Below are 22,115 nucleotides of genomic sequence, written 5' to 3'. Positions count from 1 at the left end.
CGGCCGAGCTTACCCGATCAGAGCCAGGCGCCCAGCAGCAAGGCCCCGCCCGAGCTCAGCAGCAGGGCCGGCGCCAGCCACAGCGGCCGCCAGGTTGCCAGTGCCACCACAGCCAGCGCGGCCAGGGTCAGCTGGGCGCCCCATTCGGTCCAGGCGATGCCGGTGTCCGGGCGCGGCCAGACGGTCAGCCACGAGAACGCGAACGCCAGCAGCGCCAGCGCACGCAAGCCGCGGCGCCAGGCCGGGCTCGGCGTCTGGCCCAGCGCGTCCTGATGGTGACGCTCCATCGCCAGGCACAGCGCGGCGAACGCGGCCAGGCAGCATAGCAAGGGATGCAGCAGGAACGATGGCGATGACATCAGGCGCCCTCCACCTGGCCGGCGGGGCCAGGTCTTGCCCGATGGGTCGCTGCCGGCCGGCATTTCCAGGCCAGACAGCCCAGCAGCGCCGCGCCGCTCAGAAAGGCCAGATCGATGCCCAACAGCATGCCGCCCGGCGGTGCGCCGGCCTGCAGCACATCGAGCAACGGCAGGCCGGCAAAAGCCAGCGCGCCCAGCCCGAACACCAGGCGCCAGCCGCCACCCGCCATCGCGATCAGCAGGCTGGCGCCCCAGACCGCGAAGAACACCTTCAGCTCCGCATCGGGCCGCTGCGCCAGCCCCAGCGGCAGCAGCCGGTTGGCATAGAAGAAACCCGCCATCGCCAGCGGCAGGCCGGCAATGGCCGTGATATTCAGCAGCGCGACCAGGCGATGGCCGAAGCCCAGCCGTGCCGGCCCGCGGCGCTCGGCCTCGGCGCGGCGCTTGACGCACCACAGCACCAGGCCGGTCGCGATCATCGCGCTGCCCAGCAGGCCGAAGCCGAACAGCAGCCAGCGCAGCGGCAGGCCGGCAAAGCGGGCGATATGCAGGCCGTAGAGCACGCCATAGGTCTTGGCGGCCGGCGCATCGGTGTCGGCCAGGTGCAGGCGTTCGCCGCTGCCGGCATCGAAGACCTGGCGCGGGCTGCGGTACTGCAGCCGGTCGCCCTCATGGCGATTGAACTCCACCAGGGTCTGGCCACCCTCGCGCAGCAACGACACCGCCTCGATGCGGCCATCGGGCCACTCGGCCCGGGCCTGGCTCAGCAGCCGGTCCCAGGCACCCTCCCCCAGCAGCGGCAGGGGCTCGGTCTCACCCGGTTTCGGCGTCAGACCACGGTTGCGCGGCAGCGGATCGCCGGCCAGCTCGCTGAAGTAGGCGCCGCTGTTCTTGCCATAGGCCGCCGCGATGCCCGAGGGCATGTAGAGGCTGTGCAGTGTCATCAGCCCGCTGAAGGTGATCAGCAGATAAAAAGGCAGGGCCAGCACGCCGCTGACATTGTGGGCATCGAGCCAGGCCCGCTGGGCCGCCTTCGCGCCGGGCCTGAAGGTGAAGAAGTCCTTGAAGAAGCGCCGGTGCGTGACGATCCCGCTGAGCAGCGCGACGAACATCAAGAGCGTCGCCAGCCCGACCAGCCAGCGCCCTTCCAGGATCCAGCGGCTTTGCTGGGCCGAGCGCAGCTCGAAATGGAAACGGTAGAAAAACTCGCCGGCGCCGAAGGTGGCGCGCGCCTCGACCGGCATGCCATTGGCTGGGTCCAGCCAGCGCTGCTCGAACCTGGCACGCTGCCCCGGCTTGGCGGGATCGGGCGCCTCGCGCCAGCTCAGCGCGGCCACCGGCCGGCGCTCGTCCGGCAGGCTCAGGCGCCAGCTCTGCGCGGCCGGCGCCAGCCCGTGCAGGCTGGCCTCGGCGCGGGCCAGCACGGCCGCGTCCAGCGCCTGGGCCACGCCCAGCCCATGCAGCTCGGGCCGGCTCCAGTGGTTGAGCTCCAGCTTGAAGAAAGCCAGCGTGCCGCTCAGAAAAATCGCGAACAGCAGCCAGCCCAGCACCAGGCCGGCCCAGGTGTGCAGCCAGGCCATGGCCTGGCGGAAGCCCTCTTTGGCACCATCGGCTCGCATGGTCAGAAGCGGTAAGCGAGGGTGGCGTTGACGGTGCGGCGCTGGCCGTAGAAGCAGTCGCCGCGTGCCAGGCATTGGGTGATCTGCACCTTGTCGGCCAGGTTCACCGCATTCAGGCTCAGGCGCCAATCGCCCTGGTCATAGGCCAGCATCGCATCGAGCAGGGTCGAGGACGGCGTGTCGATCAGCGGCGTGCCGGACCAGGAGCCGCCGACATGGCGCAGCCCGGCGCCGGCGCTGAAGCCGCTGCGCCCGCCCAGGCTGAAGTGCTGGGTCAGCCAGGCCGAGGCGCTGTGCTTGGCTATGCCCGCCACCGGCTGGCCTTGATCGGCGCCATTGCTGCGCGAAATCTTGGCATCGGTATAGGCATAGCCCAGGGTCCAATCCAGATGGCCGGCCAGGCTGCCGGCGCTCTCCAGCTCCAGGCCGCGCACCCGCACCTCGCCGAGCTGCAGGCTGTTCAGCGGGTTGGCCGGGTCGGCGGTCTTGCGGTTGGTGTCGCGCAGATCGTAGACCGTGGCGCTGGCCGAGATGCGCCGCTCCAGCGGCTGCCATTTGACGCCGGCCTCCCATTGCTTGCCGACCTGGGGCTTGTACGGCGTGCCATAGGCATCGAGCCCGCCCAGCGGCTGGAACGATTCGGAATAGCTCAGATAGGGCGACCAACCGCCCTCGCCCAGGTACAGCAGGCCGGCGCGGTGGCTGGTGGCCCGGTCCTCGGTCTTGGCGTCGCGCCGACCGCTGTGGCTGTCGGTCTTGGCATGGTCGCGGCGCAGGCCCAGCACCGCGACCCAGCGTTCGTCGAACTTGGCATGGTCTTGCAGATACAGGCCCAGCTGCTGCTGGTCGACCGGCGGCGCCGCCGTGGTCGTGGTCGGTGCGGTGAAATTGCCATAGACCGGCCGGTAGGCATCGATGGCCGGCGCACGGGCCCGGAAGGCGCGCGAGGTGCTTCGGTTCTTCTGTGCGTCCAGCCCGATCAGGGTCGTGTGCTGCCAGCGGCCCAGTTGCAGCCGGCCCTCCAGCTGGGTGTCCAGCAAGGCCATCGTGCCGCCGTTGAGGTTCCAGACCAGATCGCGCTCCAGCGTGCGGCCGTCGGTGTTGAAGACCGGCCGGCCGGTCGCGGTGAAGCTGGTGTAGATGGTGCGGTAGTCGACCGCGCTTTCGGTGTAACGCAGGTTCTGGCGCAGGGTCCAGGTCTCGTTGAAGCGATGGCTGAACAGATAGGCGAGCGAGTCCTGGTCGCTGTCGTAGGCGTCCCAGCCGGGCTCGCTGATGAAGGTAGAGGTCGGGATCTGGCCATGGGGCGGGTTGCCCAAGCGGGTGCCCTGCCAGGGGAAGAAACCGATCAGCGAGCCGCTCTTGTCGCGCTGGTGCAGCGCCTGCAGGGTCAGCGAGGTGGCGGCGCTGGGCTGCCAGCTCAGCGAGGGCGCCAGCACCAGGCGGTCATCGCCCACATGATCGACCTGGCTGCCGCTGTCACGCTTGACCGCCACCAGCCGGTAGGTCCATTGCCCGGCGGCGTCGATGGCGCCGCTCAGGTCGGCCGCGATCTGCTTGCGCTCGAAGCTGCCCAGCTGCAGCTGCACTTCGCGTCGCGTCTGGGCCTGCGGGCGCTTGGACACCAGATTCAGCACCCCGCCGATGCTGCCCTGGCCGTACAGCACCGAGGCCGGTCCGCGCACCAGCTCGACCCGCTCCAGCGTGTAGGGGTCGGGTCTTGCCGTGTTGTAGGTGCCGTAGCTGCGCAGCAGCCCGTCCTGGTACTGGCTGACGCTGCCGCCGCGCGCGGTGAAGGAATCGACCCGGCTGTCGAAGTAGGACGAGACGATGCCAGCCGCATAGGCGGTGGTCTGGCGCAGCGTGGTCGCGCCCTGGGCCTCGATCCGGTCGGCCGTGATCACCGAGATCGCCTGTGGCGTCTCGATCAGCGGCGTGTCGGTCTTGCTGGCGCTGCTGGCACGGCGCGCGACGAAGCCGCTGACCGGGCCGCTGGCGCTCTCCTTGCTGCCCTGCACGCGCACGACCGGCAAGGTGTTGGTCTCGGCGGGCTCGCTGGTCTCGGGTTTGGCCTGGGCCCAGGCGGCCTGCGCCAGCAGCGCGACCAGGGGCAGCAGACGGGGAATGGTGTGGGTGTTCATGGTGAGCGGGTTGTTTTGATTCAAAGCCAGCGCGGCAGCAGCACCGCCGCGCCCAGCGGCAGGGCCGGGCCCAGGGTCCAGGCCCAGGCGCGCAGCGCGCTGCGGCAGGCAAAGGCCGTCATGAAGGCACAGGCATAGGCGATGAAGGCCAGCATCACGCCGCCGACCGCGGCCTCGCTGCGCGCGACGCCCAGCGCCGGCAGGTGGACGGCGCAGACGGCCGCCACCGCAGCGGCCTGCAGATAGCCGCCGCCCAGCGCGGCCAGCGCGCGGGAGGCGACGTCGACGCGGTAGCGCCAGCCCACAGCGGTCTTGGCCATCGCCTCAGAAGCGACCGCGCAAGGTCAGCATCACGCTGCGCGGGTCACCGTAGTTGGGATAGTCGAGATTGGCCCAGTAGCTCTCGTCCAGCGCATTGCGCAGCGACAGGCCCAGGCTCAGCCGGTCATTGAGACGGTAGCTGGCATGCAGATTGACCAGGGCATAGGCCTTCTGCTCCACCGTCACCGCGCCCAGCGTCGGATGCGGGATGTTGTAGCCGGTGATCTGGCTCTGCCAGTTGAGGCCGCCGCCGACGGTCAGGCGTTCCCAGGCGCCGGGCAGGCGGTAGCTGGTGGACAGCTGCAGCTCGTGCTTGGGCAGATTGGCATAGATCAGGTCGTTCTTGTGGCGCGTGATCTTGGTTTGCGAGAGGCCGGCATTGAGGGTCCAGCCGGGGCTCAGCTGGCCGGCCACATCGAACTCGAAGCCGCGGCTCTTGGTGCCGTTGACGCCGATCTGCGGATAGCTGCCGTCGGGCAGCTTGAAGCTGTCGGGTATCGACATATCACGCACCGCGTAGTTGTCCTGCTGGGCTTCGAAGACGGCGAAGGACAGGTTCAGGCGCTTGTCCAGCAGCTCGGCCTTGATCCCCATCTCCTTGCTGGAGCCCAGCACCGGCGCCAGCAGGTTGTCACTCTTGTCGCGCGCGTTCTGCGGCTTGAAGATGTCGGTATAGCTGGCGTAGAGCGAAAACTCGCTGTTCAGGTCGTAGACCAGGCCGATATAGGGTGTGACCTCGTCGCTGATCTTGTAGGCGCCGGTGGTGGCGGTGTAGCGGCCGCTGGTGTTGTACGCGTCGGTCCTGGTTTCCCAGTCGTTCAGCCTTGCTCCGGTGATCAGCGCCAGATCGTCGCGCAGCCGCCAGCGGGCCGACGCGAACAGGCCCAGCTGCTCGGTCGTGCCGATGCGCGAGGCGCCGGTGCGGCCGTAGGTCGGCGCCGGTGCCGAGCCGTCCCAGGTGTAGATATTGGGGATCGCATAGCTCCAGCCGGCCACCGAGCTGAGCGTCGGCGTGTGCGTCTCGGTCTTGAAGTAGCTTGCGCCCAGCATCAGCTCATGCTGGCGGCCGAACAAGGCAAACCGGCCATTGGCGTAGATGTCCAGGCTGTCGCGCGTTTCCCTGCTCTCGCCGACGCCGGCCAGCAAGCGCAGACCGGCACCGGTGACGGGATCGGCATAGCCGTCGCCATAGGTGCGCAGGCTCATCGAATCGCCCTTGCTGCGGTTGTAGATGGCCTTCAGCGTCCAGTCGGCGCCCAGGCGCTGATCCAGGGTCGCATAGGTGGTACCCGACTGGCGCGACCAGCGGGTCCAGCTCGGCGAGAAGCTGGTCGAACGCGGCAGCTTGGCCAGCGAGCCATCGGCGGCAAAGCGGGGAATCGTGCCCCAGATCGGCGCCTCGGGCACGTTGTCCTGGTTCTGGTAGCCGAGTTGCACCGTGGTGCCGGGCAGCAGATCGGCCTCGACCACGCCCAGATAGCTGGTCTTGCGCTCGCTGTAGCGGTCGCGGAAGCTGTCGCGCTGCTGCAGCGCGGTGACGAAGCGGCTGCGCACCCGGCCATCGGCCGTCAGCGGCAGGTTCAGATCGCCCTCCAGGCGGCGCTGGTTCCAGGACCCCAGGCTCGCGGCCACCGAGGCCTCGAAGCCGCGCTGGGCGCGCTTGCGCAGCATATTGACCGTGGCCGAGGGATTGCCGGCGCCGCTGAGCAGGCCGTTGGCGCCGCGCAGGACCTCGATGCGCTCGTACAGCGCGGTGTCGTACTCCTGGTTGGTGCCGCCGCTATAGGTCGGCACGCCGTCGACCTGGAAGTCGGTGATCTGGAAGCCGCGCGCATAGTAGAGCGGGCGCTGCGTGTCGTAGAAGGTCACATTGATGCCGGTGACGTTCTGCAGCACCGCATCGATGCTGGTCAGCGATTCGAGCTCGATACGCTCGCGGTCGATGATGCTGAGCGACTGCGGCGTCTCGCGCGCGCTCAGGCCCAGCTTGCCGGTGGCGGCCGTCAGGGTCTTGCGGGCGCCGTTCACGACGACCTTCTCGAGCTTGCGGCCGCCCTGGCCCGCTTCGGTGTCGGCATCGGTATCAGCGGCGCGGGCCGCGCCCAGCGACAGCAGGGCCAGGCTCAGGGCCACAACGACGGTTTTCTTTTGTTGATCAGGGTAGGACATCGGGACAGGATTTCAGGAAGATCGGTCGCGCAGCCGGCAAGGCTGCGCCAGCGCGCCCGGCGGGCGCGTGCTGCACAGAGGGTCGACGGGCTTACTTCGCCGGCGTCGCGGCCGGCGGTGGCGGCGGCGACTCCAGGCCCTGAGGCAGGCTGAAGCTCAGCGTGGTCACATAGACGCCGACATCGAATTTCTGGCCGGCGCGCTCGACGCCGCCCTTGTCGGTGTGCTTGGCCTCCAGCGCGTAGGCGCTCTTCCACGGCAGTGCGACGCTGATCAGCCCGCTCTTGTCGGCCTGCACCTCGCGCGACCAGCCCGACGCGGCCACCACCTCGACCTTGGCCTCGGGCAGTGGCTGACCCTTGTAGAAAACCTGGAACTGGCCCGGCTGGCCGGTCGGCACCAGATCGAGGGTCAGCTGGGGGGCGCGGGCCGCGAAGTCGCCGACCCAGCGGGCCGCCGGCACCCAGACATGGCGCTCGACCTTGTCGCCTTGCTTGCGCTCCCACGAGGGGAAGCCCAGCTCCTGCCCGACGATCGATTCGCCGGCGATGGCGCGGGTCTTGATGACAAAGCCACTGGCCTGCTTGTCCAGTGCCACCGCCTGCTCGCCCTTGGCGGTCAGCAGCGTGGCCGAGGTCTGGGTGAACTTGTCCAGCATGCCCGGCGAGGTCTCGCGCAGGTTGTCGCCGAATTCGCCCAGGTACAGGCGGGCGCCGGCGGCGTCCTGCTCGATCCAGATCTGGTGAGCCTGGGCGCCGGCGGCAGCGGCCAGCAGGACGGTGGCCAGCAAGGCCTGGTGCGACTTGATCATCAACATCGGTGAGAACTCCTCGATTACGAAAGGCAGGGCCCGGCCGGCCTGCGATGGGCAGGGGCGGCATGGGCGGGCATCCGGGAGAGCTGGCGGGCCGTGAACACGGCGGCTGGCGGGCGCGAGCCCGGGCTGCGCTCGGCAGCCGGGTCGGCGGGCATGGGTTTATTCGCCTAAATGCGAATGATTATTATTGTAAAGCGCGAAAACAAAAATCACAATCGGCGTCGGGCCGGCGTTGCCATCAGGCTGCAGCCGGCCGCCCCGGCCCGAGCAAGCGCTGCAGCAACTCGCCCACCGAGCGGATCTCCCGGCCGAAGGGCAGCGCGCCGACGCCGCGGAAGAACAAGCCCTTGGCCAGGTCGCCACGCAGCGCGGCGGCCAGCTGGTTGTCGATGCAGAACTGGCCCCAGCCCGGCAGCCCGTCACGCAGCCCGCACTGCGCCAGGCAGTCGAAGGCCTTGGTGCAGCGGCTCTTGGCATGGGCCACCGCCTGCAGGCGCGGCTCGGCGCGCAGATAGTTCTTCAGCCAGGGCGTGGCGACCGCGCGCGCCGGCAGGCCGGCCACGCTGGTGAACTCCAGCATCTCGTCCTCGCCGGCCTCGGCCAGCACGCGCTTGAAACCGGGATGGGCATCGCACTCCTGGGTGACCGCGAAGGGTGTGCCCAGCTGCACGCCGGCGGCGCCCAGGCCCTGCAGGCGCCGGATGTCGGCATGGCTGCGCACGCCGCCGGCCGCGATCAGCGGGATCTGGCCGGCCAGGCCGGCCTTCTCGAAGAAGGCCAGGCACTCGGGAATGGCGCGCTCGAAATCAAAGCGTGGGTCCTGCAGGTCGGCCACCCGGGCCGCGCCCAGATGGCCGCCGGCCAGGCGCGGATGCTCGATCACGATGGCGTCCGGCAGGCGCTTCTTGCGCTCCCATTTCTTGACGATCAGCTGCACGCCGCGCGCATCGCTGAGTATCGGAATCAGCAAGGTGTCGGGATGGTCCTGGGCCAGGTCCGGCAGGTCCAGCGGCAGGCCCGCCCCCACCACCACCGCATCGATGCCGGCCTCCAGCGCCGTCTTCACCGAGGCCGCGTACTCGCTGACCGCGCGCATCACATTCAGCGCCAGCAGGCCGCGCCCGCCGCTGCGCGCGCGGGCGCCGGCGATCTCGCGCCGCAGCGCCTCCAGATTGGCCGCATCGATGGCCTGCTTGGCAGCCACGCCGGCATGCTGACCCTCGGTGCGCGCCATCAGGTCGGGGTGGTGGCGGCGCAGGTCCACCGAGCTGAGCGTGCCCACCGCACCGGCCGCCGCCACCGCGCCGGCCAGGCCCTGGGCGCTGATGCCCACCCCCATGCCGCCCTGCACGATGGGCAGCAACTCGCGGCCGCGCAGGCGCAGCGACCGCAGGCCGCTGTGCTGCAGCAGCGCGTGGAAGAAGGGGGTGATCGGATCAAGCTCGGGCATGGTGGGCACTCTCGGGGCGGACAGGTCGCCACGCTAAGGGCCCGCGAGCCGTGCATAGTTGACAAAAATCAGCCCGCCCGCAGTTCCAGGCCCATTCAGTGCCTCAAGCGCCTTGCAGCGCTGCCGATACAGCGGCGTGCCAGACCGTCCGGGAGCAGAGGAGACGGGCCATGGCCCGAACGGACAAGAGGGAACACCGATGCGATACCCCGACAGCGTGGCCAGGAGCGCCGAATACCTGCGCCTGGCCCTGCCCCTGATGACCAAGCAGCGCAGCGCGCTGCATCCGCACAGCTATGCGGTCTGGTACGAGTTCGTCAGCGGCCGCAACCCGCGCCTCGCCGAGGCCCTGGCCGAGCAGACCCGCGACGGTCTGGGGCTGACCGAGGCCCAGACCGCTGCGCTGTACCAGCACCATGTGGCCCAGCCGGGGCTGGACCCCGAGGAGGCCCAGCGCGTCAGCGACAGCCTGAGCCGGGTGCTGGAGAACATGGCCAGCTCGGCCGCCCATGCCGGCGACCAGACCGCGCGCTTCGACCAGTCGCTGCTGCTGTGGAGCAGCCAGCTGCTCGACGCGGCCCAGGACGAGCAGGCCGAGCTCTTGCAAGCGCTGATGGCCGGCACGCGCGAGATGCGCGCGGCCATGGCCCAGCTGCAGCAGCGCCTGGACGCCAACCAGGCCGAGATCGCCGCGCTGCGCCACGAGGTCAGCCAGGCGCGCAGCGAGGCCTTGGTCGACGCGCTGACCGGACTGGGCAACCGCCGCGCCTTCGAGCAGCAGCTGGCGCAGTGCCTGAGCCGCGAGCATGCCGATGCGGCCGCGCCCTGCCTGGTGCTGGGCGATATCGACTTCTTCAAACGGGTCAATGACAGCTACGGCCATTCCTTCGGCGACCAGGTGCTGCGCGCGGTGGCCGACAGCCTCAAGAGCCTGGCGCCGCAGCCGCATCTGGTGACCCGTGTCGGCGGCGAGGAGTTCGCGCTGCTGCTGCCCGCCAGCAATCTGCTCGAAGCCCAGCAACTGGCCGAGCAGCTGCGCAGCAAGATCGCCGCCAGCCGCATCCGGCGCGGCGCGGCGCTGGCATCGGCGGCCGTGCCGCTGGAGCGCGTCACGCTATCGCTGGGCGTCACCCAGCTGGCTCGCGGCGAGAGCGCCAACGACTTCTTCGAGCGCGCCGACCGCGCCCTCTACGCCTCCAAGCGCAGCGGGCGCAACTGCGTGACCGTGCTGGCCGCGAAGGCTGCCTAGCACGGCCTGGCTGCGCCGCCAGGCCGCCGGCGGCGCGCCGTACTCGCGCCGGAAGGCCCGGCTGAAGGCGGTGTCGGTCTGATAGCCGACCTGCTCGGCAATGCGGCTCAGCTGGGCGCTGCTGTGGCGCAGCAGATTGGCCGCCAGCAGCAGGCGCCACTGGGTCATGTACTGCATCGGCGCGCTGCCGACCAGGCGCTGGAAGCGCTCGGCCAGCACCGAGCGCGAGCTGCCGGCATGGCGTGCCAACGCGTCCAGGGTCCAGGCCCGGGCCGGCTGCTGGTGCATGCCATGCAGGGCCGCGCCGACCACGGGATCGCCCATGCCGGCCAGCCAGCCACTGCGCCCCTCTCCCGGCGTGTTCATATGCAGACGCAGCACCTCGATAAAGAGCAGCTCGGCCAGCTTGGCCAGCAGGCCCTCGGCGCCGGGCTGTGGCGAACGCGCCTGGGCCAGCGCATAGCGCAGCGAGGCCTCCAGCCAGTCGCCGGCCTCGCTGCCGCGCACATGCACACGCAGCACCGGAGGAAGGCCCGTCAACAGCAGCCGCGCCAGCCGGGCATCGCAGGCCAGATAGCCGCAGACCAGGCGCGTCCTCGCCCCGCCGCCGCCATAGGCCAGCCGCCGCGGCCGGCGCGCGAGCACCTCGTCCAGGCGCGCGCCCTGCGCCGGCGGCAGGCCCGGTGTCGATGTCATCCGGTGCGCATCACCCTGCGTGAACAGCACCGCATCGCCGGCCACCAGATGCAGAGGCGGTGCATCGCCCAGCTCGACATGGCACTCGCCATCGGTGATCAGATGAAAGATCACCACCCGCTCGGCGCCCGGCTCCAGCAGCGGCGCGGCCGCATCGGCGCTGGGCGACTGATAGCACCAGGGCGCGCTGAAACGCCCCTGCAGAAAGATCGCGCCGACCAGACGCACGATGCGAAGCGTCTCCGAGAGTGCGTCCATGCCGGCGCTCAAGCGGGGTCGATGTCGATCTGCAGCGCCAGGCCGGTGGCCTGCTGCACCGCATTGGGCACCGGCGAGCAGCGCAGGCCCTGCGCCACCAGCGCACGCAGCCGCTGCGGCGCCACGCCAGGCGCGGCAATGCGCACCTGCAGCCGCAGATCGCTCGGGCCACCGGGCACCGGGCGGCCATCGGCCTCGCTCATGCCCAGCAGGCCGCGGGTGTCCGAGCGGCTGCAGGCCCGCACCTCCAAGGCCGTCAGTACCACCCCTTCGCTGGCGGCGGTCAGCACGATGGAGGTGGTGGCGCAAGAGGCCAGGCCGGCGCGGAACAGCCAGCCCGGCGTGACGAGCGCACCGCCGCCGCCGAGCTCGGCCGGCATGTCGCTGGCGATCTCGGTGCCATTGGCATGCCGGGCCGTGACGCGGCAGCCGCCATCCCAGCGCGCGGTGGCCGGGGCATCGTCATGCAGGCCGCTCGCGGGGCGGCGCTGCAGCACCGCGCGCGCTCGCGCCAGGGCCGCAGCAATATCGGACTGCTGATCGATCATGGACTTGCCTTTCGGAGACTGGCTGCGCTGCAGCATTCTGCGCCGAGTCGTCAAACAGGGGATGCCGGACGCTGGGACAGCTCACAGCGACGTAAGGGCAGGACGGCTGGGCAAGCGCAGCGCCACAGTGGGACCAGGTCCAGAGATCGCTGGCCCCCGCCTTGCCACCATCACCGGAGATCCTCACCATGAGCAGCACCCCCGACCTCGCCGCCCTGAAGGCCCGCCAGCAGACCGCCTGGGCCAGCGGCGACTACGCCGTCATCGGCACCAGCCTGCAAATCGTCGGCGAGCAGCTGGCCGAGGCCTGCGATCTGCGCTGCGACGAGCGCGTGCTCGATGTGGCGGCCGGCAACGGCAATGCCAGCCTGGCGGCGGCGCGGCGCGGCTGCCGGGTCACGTCCACCGACTATGTGCCGGGCCTGCTGGAGCGCGGCGCCGAGCGTGCCCGCGCCGAGCGCCTGGACCTGAAGTTCCAGCTTGCCGATGCCGAGGCCCTGCCCTTCGAGGACGACAGCTTCGACGCCGTGCTGTCCAGCTTCGGCGTGATGTTCGCGCCCGACCAGGCCCGCGCCGCCGCGGAGCTGGCCCGGGTCTGCCGGCCCGGCGGGCGCATCGGCCTGGCCAACTGGACGCCCGAGGGCTTTGTCGGCCAGCTCTTCAAGACCCTGGGCCGCCATCTGCCGCCGCCGGCCGGCGTGCCCTCACCCTCGCTCTGGGGCGTCGAGAGCCATCTGCAAACCCTGTTCGGCGAGCGGGCGGCGGCCATCGCGGTGACGCCGCGGCTGTTCAACTTCCGCTACCGCTCGGCCGCCCATTTCATCGAGGTGTTCCGCAGCTGGTACGGGCCGGTGCACAAGGCCTTCGCGGCCCTGCCGGCCGAGCAGGCCGGCCTGCTGGAGCAGGACATCAGTGCACTGCTGAACGGCCTGAACCGGGCCGCTCCGGACTCGCTGGTGGTGCCCAGCGCCTATCTGGAGCTCGTCATCACCCGGCGCTGAGCCCGGCCGGGCCCAGCAGGCCACCCAGCTGCCACAGCGCGAAGCCGGCCAGCGCCACGGCGCTGCTGCGCTGCACGCAGCGCTGCCAGCGCGCATCGAAGCGCTGGCGCAGCCGCCCGACCCCGGCACTCAGCGCCAGCCACCACAGGGCCGAGCCGACAAACACTCCCAGCACCACCAGGCCCGGCGAGGCCGAGGCCGAGCGCGCCGACAAGGCACCGAACACCGCGATGAAGGAGAAGATGGTCGCCGGGTTGGACAGGGTCAGCAGCACCGTGCCGGCAAAGTAGCGCCACAGGCTGTGGCCCGACACCGCGGGCCGGGCGCTCAGCTGCGCCGCCGGCGCGCGCCACAGGCCCCAGGCCATATAGAGCAGAAAGGCCGCGCCGCCCAGGGCCAGCGGCAGCCGTGCCGCCGCCAGCGCCGTGATCACGGCGCCGACGCCGTAGGCACCCACCGCGCCATAAAGCGCGTCGGCCACGGCCGCGCCCAGGCCGGTGGCCAGGCCGGCCTGCGGGCCCTGCTGCAGGCTGCGCTGGATCGTCAGCAGGCCGATCGGGCCGACCGGTGCGGCGATCGCCAGGCCGATCAGCAGGGCCTGGGCAAAAAGGGTCAAGGTGCTGGTGAAGTCCATGCCCAGCACTGTAGGATCAGCATAGGCGGCGGCCAAGTCGAAAATTCAGGCAGCTTCACAGCAACACCGACAATTTTTTAGGTCAGCATGGGTATTTCCTTGCAACTCGATGACAAAGCCTGGCTGCTGCTGCAGGCCTTGCAATCCGATGGCCGCGCGCCGCTGAAGACGCTGGCGGCCGCGACCGGCCTGTCGATCCCGGCCACCGCCGAGCGCCTGCGGCGCCTGCAGGAGGCCGGTGTGATCAGCGGCATCCATGCCGAGCTCGACCCGCTGGCCCTCGGCTATGCGGTGCGCGCCATCATCGGCATCACGGCGGCCCAGCCGGCCAAGGCCAAGCTGCTGGCCAAGCTCAGGACCATGGCCGAGGTGCTGGAGTGCCACCATGTGACCGGCGCCGACTCCTATGTGATGACGGTCGTCGCGCCCGGCATGGCCGAGCTGGAGGCGCTGATTGCCCGCATCAACGCCTATGGCGAGACCCGCACCGCCATCGTGATGAGCACACCGATCCCGCGGCGCGGCCTGCAGCCCTGTGCCGCTCAGGGCAAGCCCTGACCCCGTCGTTTCCCACATAATCGCCCCATGTCGCGCGCCCCTGCTCCAGGCACAACCGGTGGTCCGGGCCTTGCCGTCCTGATGCCCATCGAGGGGCTGCAGCCTTGATACGCCTGGCCAAGTCCTCGCTGCGCAACGCCGTCGTGATGGCGCTGGTGACGGGCCTGCTGGTGCCCACCGGGGCGGTGCTGCTGTTCGAGAGCAATGCGACACGGCACGAGGCGATGGACGACCTGAAGCGCGATCTGTCGCGCGTGGTCGAGATCCTGGCGCTGTCGCTGTCGGAGCCGATCTGGCAGGTCTCGCCCGATCTGGCCGAGCCGATGATCAAGGCCCAGGTCGACGACCCGCGCTTTGTCTCCGTGCTGGTGATCGAGCCCTCCTCGCCCAAGCCTTTTGCCGAATTCCAGCGCGAGGTCGCGGACCGCAGCCTGACCCTGAGCCAGACCCGGGCGGTGCTGCGCGACGGCCGCGAGATCGCCCAGATCACCGTGACGATGAGCGCCGCGCCACTGCTGGAGCGCCGCCGTGCCGACATGCTGCAAAGCCTGCTGCGCAGCGGCCTGACGCTGACGCTGTCGCTGGCGCTGATCCTGATCGTGATGCAGCGCCGCGTGCTGCAGCCGATGAACCGGCTCAGCCAGGCGGCCGCCAAGCTGGCCGCCGGCAAGCTCGACCAGCCCTTGCAGCAGACGCTGGACATGGGCCGCGACGACGAGATCGCCCGCGTCGGCAAGGCGATGGAGCGCATGCGCCAGGCCCTGCTGGCGGCCTTCGACGAGCTGCGCCAGCATGCCAGCACGCTGGAATACCAGGTGACCCAGCGCACCGCCGAGCTGACCGAGGCCAACACCGAGCTGACCCAGGCGATGGCCCACCTGAAGACCGCGCAGCGCGAGCTGGTCGAGTCGGAGAAACTGGCCTCGCTGGGCCGGCTGGTGGCCGGTGTCGCGCATGAGCTGAACACGCCGCTGGGCAATGCGCTGACCGTGGTCTCGGCGCTGGAAGACCGCTGGGGCAAGCTCGAGGCCATGCTCAGCAACAGCGTGCCGATGCGGCGCAGCCTGCTCGAAGAGCTGGCGCGCGACACCCGGCGCGGCCAGGACATCCTGCAGCGCAATGTGCAGAAGGCAGCTGACCTGGTGCGCGACTTCAAGCAGGTCGCGATCGATCAGACCACCGACTCGCGCCGCGACTTCGATCTGGCCCAGGTGGTCGAGGACGTGCTGGTGATGGTGGAGCCCAGCTTCAAGCACACGCCCTATGCGATCCGCACCGAGTTGTGCACGGGCGCCGCGATGAACTCCTACCCGGGCGCGCTCGGCCAGGTGCTGACCAATCTGCTGATGAACGCGCTGGTGCACGGCTTCGAGGGCCGCGAGACCGGGCTGGTGCAGGTCAGTTGCCGCACGCTCGATGCCGAGATGGTGGAGCTGCTGGTGGTCGACGACGGCGTCGGCATGGACGAGTCGGTGCGGCGGCGCATCTTCGACCCCTTCTTCACGACCAAGCTGGGCACCGGCGGCTCGGGCCTGGGCATGCACATCGTGCACAACATCGTCACCAATGTGCTGGGCGGCCAGATCGAAGTATTCAGCACCGTGGGTGCCGGCACCCGCACCGTGATCCGCCTGCCCCGATTGGCGCCGCAGCGCGCGGCCGTCGACGGCGCCTGAGCCCGCGTTTCAGCGCGAAGCGGCGGCCGAGGCCGGCTCGGCCGCCGCCTCGCCATGCGCGGCGATATCGTGCTTCTCACCGCCCAGATCGATGTCGCCGCCCTGGCTCAGGATGAACAGCGCGAGCGCGGCGAAGGCGGCAAAGCCGGCAATGATTTTCCACATGAACAAGTCCTCCAAGTTGGGCTTCCATTGTTGTCAGCCTTGCTGACGGCAGCCTGAGCGGACCCTGCCACAGCGAGCAGCCAAGCCACGATCACGCCATGAAAAAGGCGGCCCGCAGGCCGCCTCGATTTAGGGTCAGAGGGAGATCAGTCGCGGGCGTAGATGTCCACGTCCTTGGTTTCCTTGACGAAGATCATGCCGATGACGAAGCTCATGCCGGCGATCACGATCGGGTACCAGAGGCCGTGATAGATATTGCCGTTCTGCGCCACCATCGCGAAGGTGATCGAAGGCAGCATGCCGCCGAACCAGCCGTTGCCGATGTGGTACGGCAGGCTCATCGAGGTGTAGCGGATGCGGGTCGGGAACATCTCGACCAGCATCGCGGCGATCGGGCCGTAGACCATGGTCACATAGATCACCAGAATGGTCAGGATCGCCACCACCAGCGGCTTGTTGACCTTGGCCGGATCGGCCTTGGGCGGGTAGCCGGCGGCCTTCAGCGCATCGGACAATTCCTTCTTGAAGGCGGCGATGTTCTTCTTGCTGGCGTCGTCGAAGCTGTAGCCGTCGGCGGTGCGGGTGGCGTTCAGCGAGCTGACGACCTTGTCGCCGATCTTGATGCTGGCGACGGTGCCGGCCGGGCCTGCAACCGTCTCGTAGCTGGCGGCCGACTGTGCCAGCGCACGCTTGGCGATGTCGCAGGAGCTGGCGAAGTCCACTTCCTTGGCGACCGGGCTGCCCTGGAAGGAGCAGGCGGCCGGATCCACCGTCACGACGATCTGGGCCGTCGCCTGGGCACGGGCCAGATCGGGGTTGGCGGCGGCGGTCAGCGCCTTGAACAGCGGGAAGTAGGTCACGATGGCCAGCAGCAGGCCGGCCATGATGATGGGCTTGCGGCCGATCTTGTCCGACAGCGTGCCGAACAGCAGGAAGAAGGGCGTGCCGATGATCAGCGAGACCGCCACCATCACATTGGCCGTCGAGCCGTCCACCTTCAGCACGCTGGTCAGGAAGAACAGCGCATAGAACTGGCCCGAATACCAGACCACGCCCTGGCCGGCGACCAGGCCGAACAGCGCCAGCAGCACGATCTTCAGGTTCTTCCACTGGCCGAAGGACTCGGACAGCGGCGCCTTCGAGGTCTTGCCCTCGGACTTCATCTTCTGGAAGGCCGGCGACTCATTCATCGACAGGCGGATCCAGACGCTGATCGCCAGCATCACGACCGAGAGGATGAAGGGCACGCGCCAGCCCCAGTCGGCAAAGGCTTCCTCGCCGATCAGGGTGCGGGTGCCCAGGATCACCATCAGCGACAGGAACAGGCCCAGGGTCGCGGTGGTCTGGATCCAGGAGGTGTAGGCGCCACGCTTGCCCTGCGGCGCATGCTCGGCCACATAGGTGGCGGCACCGCCGTACTCACCACCCAGCGCCAGGCCTTGCAGCATGCGCAGGATGACCAGGATCACCGGGGCGGCCACGCCGATGGTGGCGTAGGTGGGCAGGATGCCGACGATGAAGGTCGACAGGCCCATGATCAGGATGGTCACCAGGAAGGTGTACTTGCGGCCGATCATGTCGCCCAGCCGGCCGAACACCAGCGCGCCGAAGGGACGCACGATGAAGCCGGCGGCAAAGGCCATCAGCGAGGCGATGAAGGCCGCCTGCGGATCCAGGCCCGAGAAGAACTGCTTGGCGATGATGGCCGCCAGCGAGCCGTAGAGATAGAAGTCGTACCACTCGAACACCGTGCCCAGCGAAGAGGCGAAGATGACCTTCTTCTCTTCCCGGGTCATCGGCGTCTTGGCGGTCGATACTGCGCTTGCAGTTGCCATGATGTTTGTCTCCGATCTGTTGCTGAGGACCACCGACCGGTGATCCATGGCGCGACTATCGGAGCGGCCTCTGACCGCCATCTGACGCGAGGCTGAACGCTGGCTGACGAAACCCGCTGCAACCCTAGGTTTTCATTTCTCGATGTGGGATGGAAGACCTGGGAAGGGTAAGCACCGAGGCGGGCTCAGTGACGGCGCACGACGCCGGCGCGCTTGGCCCCGGCCGCCTCCCAGGCGCCGCTGGCAAACCAGGGATCGCCCTTCAGATAGGCGGCCAGCATCGGCAGCGCGTCCAGGCCCCAGAACAGCCGCCCGTCCACGGCAATCGTCGGCACCCCGAACACACCCGCCTTCAGCGCCTGCTCGGTGGCCTGGCGCAACTGCTCCTTGATCACCTCGCTGCCCGGGTCGCGGGCCGGGGCCAGGTCTTGCGTCAGCGCGGCCAGGCGCTCGGGGTTGACCGCATCGGCACCGGCCGAGCGCCAGACATGGTGCAGGATCTTCTCGACCACCAGGCGATTCGGTGTGCCCAGCGGCTGCGCACCGCAGGCCCAGGCCAGGCGCAGCAGCGGCAGCGGGTTGAAGGGATGCTGGGCCGGCGTGTCCAGCGGGATGTTCAGCTGGTGGGCCAGCCAGGCCACCTGGCGGAAGGTCCACTGGCGCTTGCTCTCGATCTCGGCCGGGCCTTTCTGGCCGATCGCATGCAGCAGGGCCGCGAACAGCACCGGCCGGTACTCGACCGTGTAGCTGCAGCCCACCAGGGCCTCGGGCAGACGGTCGAAGGCCAGGGCCGCATAGGGCGAGACGGGGTCGAAGTAAAAGGTCAGGTGTTTCATCAGGGGCCGTCCGTGGAGGCTGCTGCGGTGAAGATGCCCTGCTCGATCAGCGCGGCGCGGCGCTCGGGCAGGCGGGCCAGGATGGCCAGGCGGGTGGCGTCGTCGGCCCTGGACCAGGCCGCGATCTCGGCAATGGTGCGCGCGCAACCCTCGCACCAGCCGCTCGCCTCATGCATCTTGCAGACATTGCTGCAAGGTGACGGGACGCTGGAAACAAGCACGGCGTTCATGTCGCTTCCTGCACGGGCAAGACCACATCGATCACCGGCGCCTCGGTCAGCGCCGCCAGCTCGGCCGGCGTCATCTTGAACACGCCATTCGGATGGCCGGCGGCGGCCCAGATCACGTCGAAGCGGAACAGCTCCTGGTCGACGAAGAGCAGCGGCGCGGCCGCCCCCTCGATGGGTGCGAAGCCCAGCGGCGAGACGCCGCCGATGGAAAAACCGGTGCGCGCCTTCACATAGTCGGCATCGGCGCGGCCCAGCGGGCCGGTCAGTTCCTTGAGCTTCTTCTCGTCAACGCGCCGGTCGCCCGAGGCGATCACCAGCACCGCCTGCTCGTCCGTCTTGCGGCGAAACACCACCGACTTGGCGATCTGGCCCAGGCTCACGCCCAGCGCGTCGGCCGCCTCCTGCGAGGTGCGGGCGGCCACCTCCAGCCATAGCGGCGCATGGGCATGCTGCCTGACGGCCAGCGCGGCGCTGACGCGCAGAAAGCCTTCGGGGCGGGCGGGATCGGGGGTTCTTGCTTGCATGCGCCGCATTGTCGCGCAGCTCGCGGGCGGCCTCTTGCGCGGGCTCAGCCGCCCTGATCGAAGAAGGCGTGGCCGCAGTGCTGGCGCTTGGCCTCATACATCGCCGCATCGGCGCTTCTGAGCAAGGCGGCGGCGCTGCTGCCGTCGCCCGGGTAGCGCGCGATGCCGACGCTGATCTTGGTCTGAAAGGTCAGCGGGCCGATGCTCAGCGGTGCGCTGACCGCGTCGAACAGCTTGACGGCCAGCGCGCTCAGCTGCGGCCGGCCCAGCGCCGGCCCCATGCGCAGGCAGGCAAACTCGTCGCCACCCAGGCGGCTGAACATGTCCTCGCTGCGCACGACCCGGGCCAGGCGCCGGGCCACCACCTTCAGCACCTCGTCACCGACCTCGTGGCCATGCTGGTCGTTGATCTGCTTGAAGTCATCCAGGTCCAGATAGAACAGAGCCAGTGTGGTGTCCGGCGATTCCAGATGCGCCAGCGCATGGTCCAGGCGCTCGCTGAAATAACGCCGGTTCGGCAGACCGGTCAGGCCGTCGTGCATGGCCAGATGGCGTGCCTTGCGTTCCTCGTCCTTGCTGCCGGACAGCTCGGCACGCGCCGAGGCCAGCGCGCTCTGCGCGTCAAACACCTGCAGCTCCAGCGCGCCGCTGCGGGCCAGTTCCCGGGCCAGCGTCGCGTGCAGCTGATCCAGCGCGGCCGCGCATTCCAGCACACTGGTCTGCACCTGGCTGGCCCGGGCCGGCGCACTCAGCAGCGTGCGCATCGTGAGTCGCTCGCCGACCGTGGCCCGCAGCCGGCTCGTGACGGCATCGAACAGCAGCTCCCAGTCGCACAGACGGATGTCGGGCAGCGGCGCGACCCGTCTGTCCTGGCTCGGCAGTGAGCCAGGCACGACCTGGCCAGACCGGGGTCGCTGGAAACCAAGGCTAGAGCTGTGCGGCATAGGACCTCCGATCAGTGAAATAGCAGCTGCAGGCGGCCGCTTCCAGGCCGGGCCTGTCCAGCACCGTCAGCTCGCCGCGGCGGTAGCTGATCAGGCCCTGGCGCTGCAGCACGCCCGCCGCCACCGTGATGCCGACCCGACGCACCCCCAGCATATAGGCGAGGAACTCATGGGTGACGTGAAAGCGCACCGCATGGGCGCGGTCCTGGCTCATCAGCAGCCAGCGCGCCAGCCGCGGCGCGATCTGATGAAAGCGCAGGCAGGCCGAGGCGGTGGCCAGCTGGGCCATCAGCACATACAGATAGCGGTCCAGGCAGCGCTGCAACGCCGGACTGTCGGCCAGCTCGCGCCGGAACGGCGCCACGGCGATGCGCCAGGCCAGACCCGGCCCCTGCACCAGGGCACGCAGCGGCGAGATCGCCACATCCAGGGCCAGATGCACGCCCAGCATGCCCTCGCGCCCGACCATGCCGACCTCCAGCCCCGGGTGCTGATCGACCTGGGTCAGCAGCGAGATGAAGCCATCGACCGGGAAATAGACATGACGCGCCGGCGCGCCCTGCTCGCACAGCACCTCGGACAGCACCAGCTCGACCGGCTCGCACAGGGCCTGCAGACGCAGGCGGCCCGGGCGCGGCAGCTCGGCGATCAGATGATTTTCGGCGGGGCTCAACGGCATCACTCCCTGGGCAGGCGGAAACCCAAGCATGTGCAGAAGTCATGCTGCGGTCTGTACGCTGCCGAACCGAGCGCCCCTCAGGCGCTGATCGTGGGCGGCAGCAAGCGCTCGTACTCGGTCTTGACCACCGCATAGCACTCGCAGGTGCGTGACTCCAGACCGGCGCGGTCCAGCACCGAGATGCGGCCGCGCGCGTAGCGGATCAGGCCGGCCTTCTGCAGCTTCAGCGCGCCCTCGGTCACGCCCTCGCGGCGCACGCCCAGCATATTGGCGATCAGCTCCTGGGTCATCACCAACTCGCTGCCGTCCAGCCGGTCCAGGCTCAGCAGCAGCCAGCGGCACAGCTGCTGATCCAGTGAGTGGTGGCGGTTGCAGACGGCGGTCTGCGCCATCTGCGTGATCAGGGCCTGGGTGTAGCGCAGCAGCAGATGCATCACCGGACCGGCGCGATTGAACTCGTCCTTCATATGCTGCGAATGCAGACGATAGCCGTGGCCGGCGCTCTGCACCACGGCCCGGCTGGGCGTCGAGCCGCCGCCCATGAACAGCGAGATGCCGACCAGGCCCTCATGCCCCACCACCGCGATCTCGGCCGAGGCACCGTCTGCCAGCACATAGAGCAGGGACACGATGGCCGTGGTCGGAAAGTACACATGGCTCAGGGTGCCGCCGGATTCATAGAGCACCTCGCCCAAGGGCAGCTCGACCGCTTCGAGCAGCGGCTGCCAGCGCAACCACTCGGCTTCGGGCAAGGCAGCCAGCAGGCGGTTGTGGCGGGGATCGGGCGCTGAGGCCATCGGCAACTCCATGCAAGGCAATCGGACGGACCCGGCGCTGACAGGCCCCAAACCGACTATACGCAGGCGGGGCCTGTTGGTATGTGCGCTATCGAACATAGCGCATGGCCATGTGGGCCAGCGCACAGACAGCGCCGCAGCCAGCGGCTAAAAACACAGACCCGGCACAGCTGGCGCGACGGTCACGACACGAGACGGCGCTTGGTCCTACACCGGCCGGGGCCGACCGTCCGACAGACGGCGAAAGCCGCGCTGCCTACGATCAAACACGCCACGGGCCCTGCTCGCGGCCCTCTTTGCGAGAGCGCCTGCGGCGCGCTCGTTTCTGCCACACGATTGCCGTCGAGCCTAGCCGCCCGGCGGGCGGAGCCTTCGATGACCACCTCGAACTGGAGCACCTCGTCCTATGGCGACAGCACCGACACCTCGCCGATGGAGCTGTCCTCGCTGGGCGAACACCTGAGCCTGTGCCGCCGCATGAGCGGCCGCCTGTTCGGCCTGCGCTGCGGCGCCGAGCTGCTGCACCGCTTCGTCGCCGCGCGGCTGGTCACCAGCCTGGTGCTGCTGGCCGCCCTGATCGCCGCCGGCACCTGGCTGTATTGAGCGCGC

At 69.4% G+C, this 22,115-nt stretch carries 22 protein-coding genes and 1 pseudogene; 5 read left to right on the top strand and 18 right to left on the bottom strand.

The window, feature by feature from the left end:
• Positions 1-17: 17 nt before the first annotated feature.
• The 7 genes from ABGI63_RS14290 to ABGI63_RS14260 all read right to left on the bottom strand — a co-directional run bounded on the left by ABGI63_RS14290 (position 18) and on the right by ABGI63_RS14260 (position 8,876).
• The gene (locus ABGI63_RS14290) at positions 18-359 is read right to left on the bottom strand and encodes a DUF3325 family protein (protein ID WP_349743061.1); all 342 of its coding nucleotides are present in this window, start codon (positions 357-359) and stop codon (positions 18-20) included.
• The gene (locus tag ABGI63_RS14285) at positions 359-1,978 is read right to left on the bottom strand and encodes a PepSY-associated TM helix domain-containing protein (protein WP_349743060.1); all 1,620 of its coding nucleotides are present in this window, start codon (positions 1,976-1,978) and stop codon (positions 359-361) included. Before ABGI63_RS14285 ends, ABGI63_RS14290 begins: the two co-directional genes overlap by 1 nt.
• Before the next feature lie 2 nt (positions 1,979-1,980).
• Positions 1,981-4,119: a TonB-dependent siderophore receptor gene (locus ABGI63_RS14280; RefSeq protein WP_349743058.1), complete on the bottom strand. Its 2,139-nt coding sequence runs from the start codon at positions 4,117-4,119 to the stop codon at positions 1,981-1,983.
• Positions 4,120-4,139: 20 nt separating this feature from the next.
• Positions 4,140-4,439 (bottom strand): hypothetical protein, encoded by a 300-nt coding sequence (locus ABGI63_RS14275; protein ID WP_349743057.1) that lies wholly within the window; start codon positions 4,437-4,439, stop codon positions 4,140-4,142.
• 4 nt (positions 4,440-4,443) lie between these two features.
• Entirely contained in the window at positions 4,444-6,609 is a 2,166-nt protein-coding gene (locus ABGI63_RS14270; RefSeq protein ID WP_349743055.1) for a TonB-dependent siderophore receptor, read from the bottom strand.
• A gap of 91 nt (positions 6,610-6,700) precedes the next feature.
• Positions 6,701-7,426, bottom strand: coding sequence for a DUF4198 domain-containing protein (locus tag ABGI63_RS14265; protein ID WP_349743053.1), 726 nt, complete (start codon positions 7,424-7,426; stop codon positions 6,701-6,703).
• Between the two features lie 238 nt (positions 7,427-7,664).
• Entirely contained in the window at positions 7,665-8,876 is a 1,212-nt protein-coding gene (locus ABGI63_RS14260) for an NAD(P)H-dependent flavin oxidoreductase (RefSeq protein WP_349743051.1), read from the bottom strand.
• A gap of 199 nt (positions 8,877-9,075) precedes the next feature.
• Here ABGI63_RS14260 and ABGI63_RS14255 point away from each other — a divergent pair, with 199 nt between their 5' ends.
• Positions 9,076-10,125 (top strand): GGDEF domain-containing protein, encoded by a 1,050-nt coding sequence (locus ABGI63_RS14255; RefSeq protein ID WP_349743050.1) that lies wholly within the window; start codon positions 9,076-9,078, stop codon positions 10,123-10,125.
• Positions 10,126-10,149: 24 nt separating this feature from the next.
• Here the strand turns inward: ABGI63_RS14255 and ABGI63_RS14250 are convergent.
• A pseudogene (locus ABGI63_RS14250) lies at positions 10,150-11,079 on the bottom strand (AraC family transcriptional regulator); the annotation flags it as partial.
• Between the two features lie 8 nt (positions 11,080-11,087).
• Positions 11,088-11,627 carry an OsmC family protein gene (locus ABGI63_RS14245; protein WP_349743049.1) on the bottom strand — a complete coding sequence of 180 codons (540 nt, stop codon included), beginning with the start codon at positions 11,625-11,627 and terminating at the stop codon, positions 11,088-11,090.
• A 188-nt stretch (positions 11,628-11,815) separates the two neighbouring features.
• Here ABGI63_RS14245 and ABGI63_RS14240 point away from each other — a divergent pair, with 188 nt between their 5' ends.
• Entirely contained in the window at positions 11,816-12,628 is an 813-nt protein-coding gene (locus ABGI63_RS14240; protein ID WP_349743047.1) for a class I SAM-dependent methyltransferase, read from the top strand.
• Here the strand turns inward: ABGI63_RS14240 and ABGI63_RS14235 are convergent.
• A complete protein-coding gene (locus ABGI63_RS14235; RefSeq protein WP_349743046.1) occupies positions 12,615-13,262 on the bottom strand; it encodes a LysE family translocator in 648 nt (215 codons plus the stop codon). The genes ABGI63_RS14240 and ABGI63_RS14235 overlap by 14 nt on opposite strands.
• Before the next feature lie 87 nt (positions 13,263-13,349).
• On the opposite strand from ABGI63_RS14235, the gene ABGI63_RS14230 reads away from it, so the two are divergent.
• Positions 13,350-13,820 (top strand): Lrp/AsnC family transcriptional regulator, encoded by a 471-nt coding sequence (locus ABGI63_RS14230; protein ID WP_349743044.1) that lies wholly within the window; start codon positions 13,350-13,352, stop codon positions 13,818-13,820.
• A 104-nt stretch (positions 13,821-13,924) separates the two neighbouring features.
• The gene (locus ABGI63_RS14225; RefSeq protein WP_349743043.1) at positions 13,925-15,496 is read left to right on the top strand and encodes a sensor histidine kinase; all 1,572 of its coding nucleotides are present in this window, start codon (positions 13,925-13,927) and stop codon (positions 15,494-15,496) included.
• Positions 15,497-15,505: 9 nt separating this feature from the next.
• Here ABGI63_RS14225 and ABGI63_RS14220 read toward each other — a convergent pair whose 3' ends face one another.
• The 8 genes from ABGI63_RS14220 to ABGI63_RS14185 form a co-directional block, all read right to left on the bottom strand.
• The gene (locus ABGI63_RS14220; RefSeq protein ID WP_349743042.1) at positions 15,506-15,661 is read right to left on the bottom strand and encodes a hypothetical protein; all 156 of its coding nucleotides are present in this window, start codon (positions 15,659-15,661) and stop codon (positions 15,506-15,508) included.
• A 146-nt stretch (positions 15,662-15,807) separates the two neighbouring features.
• Positions 15,808-17,496 carry an MFS transporter gene (locus ABGI63_RS14215; RefSeq protein WP_349743041.1) on the bottom strand — a complete coding sequence of 563 codons (1,689 nt, stop codon included), beginning with the start codon at positions 17,494-17,496 and terminating at the stop codon, positions 15,808-15,810.
• Positions 17,497-17,681: 185 nt separating this feature from the next.
• Positions 17,682-18,332, bottom strand: a complete 651-nt coding sequence (locus ABGI63_RS14210; protein ID WP_137942061.1) for a 2-hydroxychromene-2-carboxylate isomerase — start codon at positions 18,330-18,332, stop codon at positions 17,682-17,684.
• Positions 18,332-18,562: a DUF1289 domain-containing protein gene (locus ABGI63_RS14205; RefSeq protein ID WP_137942060.1), complete on the bottom strand. Its 231-nt coding sequence runs from the start codon at positions 18,560-18,562 to the stop codon at positions 18,332-18,334. The genes ABGI63_RS14210 and ABGI63_RS14205 overlap by 1 nt, the downstream gene beginning before the upstream one ends.
• The gene (locus ABGI63_RS14200) at positions 18,559-19,086 is read right to left on the bottom strand and encodes a YbaK/EbsC family protein (RefSeq protein ID WP_349743040.1); all 528 of its coding nucleotides are present in this window, start codon (positions 19,084-19,086) and stop codon (positions 18,559-18,561) included. The genes ABGI63_RS14205 and ABGI63_RS14200 overlap by 4 nt, the downstream gene beginning before the upstream one ends.
• Before the next feature lie 44 nt (positions 19,087-19,130).
• Positions 19,131-19,979, bottom strand: coding sequence for a diguanylate cyclase domain-containing protein (locus ABGI63_RS14195; protein ID WP_349743039.1), 849 nt, complete (start codon positions 19,977-19,979; stop codon positions 19,131-19,133).
• A gap of 34 nt (positions 19,980-20,013) precedes the next feature.
• Entirely contained in the window at positions 20,014-20,703 is a 690-nt protein-coding gene (locus ABGI63_RS14190) for a Crp/Fnr family transcriptional regulator (protein ID WP_349743038.1), read from the bottom strand.
• 83 nt (positions 20,704-20,786) lie between these two features.
• Entirely contained in the window at positions 20,787-21,506 is a 720-nt protein-coding gene (locus tag ABGI63_RS14185) for a Crp/Fnr family transcriptional regulator (protein ID WP_349743037.1), read from the bottom strand.
• A gap of 375 nt (positions 21,507-21,881) precedes the next feature.
• On the opposite strand from ABGI63_RS14185, the gene ABGI63_RS14180 reads away from it, so the two are divergent.
• Positions 21,882-22,109 (top strand): hypothetical protein, encoded by a 228-nt coding sequence (locus ABGI63_RS14180; protein WP_349743035.1) that lies wholly within the window; start codon positions 21,882-21,884, stop codon positions 22,107-22,109.
• Positions 22,110-22,115 lie beyond the last annotated feature (6 nt).

It is taken from the genome of Roseateles cavernae, from assembly GCF_040187885.1.
Lineage (GTDB): Bacteria > Pseudomonadota > Gammaproteobacteria > Burkholderiales > Burkholderiaceae_C > Roseateles_E > Roseateles_E cavernae.
Note: the sequence above shows the minus strand (reverse complement) of the source record. Positions and strands in the feature narration are given on the sequence as shown.

Coding starts and splice junctions, on each gene's coding strand:
- ABGI63_RS14260 (WP_349743051.1), bottom strand. CDS start 8,876: ATGCCCGAGCTTGATCCGATCACCCCCTTCTTCCACGCGCTGCTGCAG.
- ABGI63_RS14290 (WP_349743061.1), bottom strand. CDS start 359: ATGTCATCGCCATCGTTCCTGCTGCATCCCTTGCTATGCTGCCTGGCC.
- ABGI63_RS14240 (WP_349743047.1), top strand. CDS start 11,816: ATGAGCAGCACCCCCGACCTCGCCGCCCTGAAGGCCCGCCAGCAGACC.
- ABGI63_RS14200 (WP_349743040.1), bottom strand. CDS start 19,086: ATGCAAGCAAGAACCCCCGATCCCGCCCGCCCCGAAGGCTTTCTGCGC.
- ABGI63_RS14220 (WP_349743042.1), bottom strand. CDS start 15,661: ATGTGGAAAATCATTGCCGGCTTTGCCGCCTTCGCCGCGCTCGCGCTG.
- ABGI63_RS14185 (WP_349743037.1), bottom strand. CDS start 21,506: ATGGCCTCAGCGCCCGATCCCCGCCACAACCGCCTGCTGGCTGCCTTG.
- ABGI63_RS14255 (WP_349743050.1), top strand. CDS start 9,076: ATGCGATACCCCGACAGCGTGGCCAGGAGCGCCGAATACCTGCGCCTG.
- ABGI63_RS14275 (WP_349743057.1), bottom strand. CDS start 4,439: ATGGCCAAGACCGCTGTGGGCTGGCGCTACCGCGTCGACGTCGCCTCC.
- ABGI63_RS14265 (WP_349743053.1), bottom strand. CDS start 7,426: ATGTTGATGATCAAGTCGCACCAGGCCTTGCTGGCCACCGTCCTGCTG.
- ABGI63_RS14205 (WP_137942060.1), bottom strand. CDS start 18,562: ATGAACGCCGTGCTTGTTTCCAGCGTCCCGTCACCTTGCAGCAATGTC.
- ABGI63_RS14285 (WP_349743060.1), bottom strand. CDS start 1,978: ATGCGAGCCGATGGTGCCAAAGAGGGCTTCCGCCAGGCCATGGCCTGG.
- ABGI63_RS14280 (WP_349743058.1), bottom strand. CDS start 4,119: ATGAACACCCACACCATTCCCCGTCTGCTGCCCCTGGTCGCGCTGCTG.
- ABGI63_RS14230 (WP_349743044.1), top strand. CDS start 13,350: ATGGGTATTTCCTTGCAACTCGATGACAAAGCCTGGCTGCTGCTGCAG.
- ABGI63_RS14235 (WP_349743046.1), bottom strand. CDS start 13,262: ATGGACTTCACCAGCACCTTGACCCTTTTTGCCCAGGCCCTGCTGATC.
- ABGI63_RS14215 (WP_349743041.1), bottom strand. CDS start 17,496: ATGGCAACTGCAAGCGCAGTATCGACCGCCAAGACGCCGATGACCCGG.
- ABGI63_RS14270 (WP_349743055.1), bottom strand. CDS start 6,609: ATGTCCTACCCTGATCAACAAAAGAAAACCGTCGTTGTGGCCCTGAGC.
- ABGI63_RS14180 (WP_349743035.1), top strand. CDS start 21,882: ATGACCACCTCGAACTGGAGCACCTCGTCCTATGGCGACAGCACCGAC.
- ABGI63_RS14245 (WP_349743049.1), bottom strand. CDS start 11,627: ATGATCGATCAGCAGTCCGATATTGCTGCGGCCCTGGCGCGAGCGCGC.
- ABGI63_RS14210 (WP_137942061.1), bottom strand. CDS start 18,332: ATGAAACACCTGACCTTTTACTTCGACCCCGTCTCGCCCTATGCGGCC.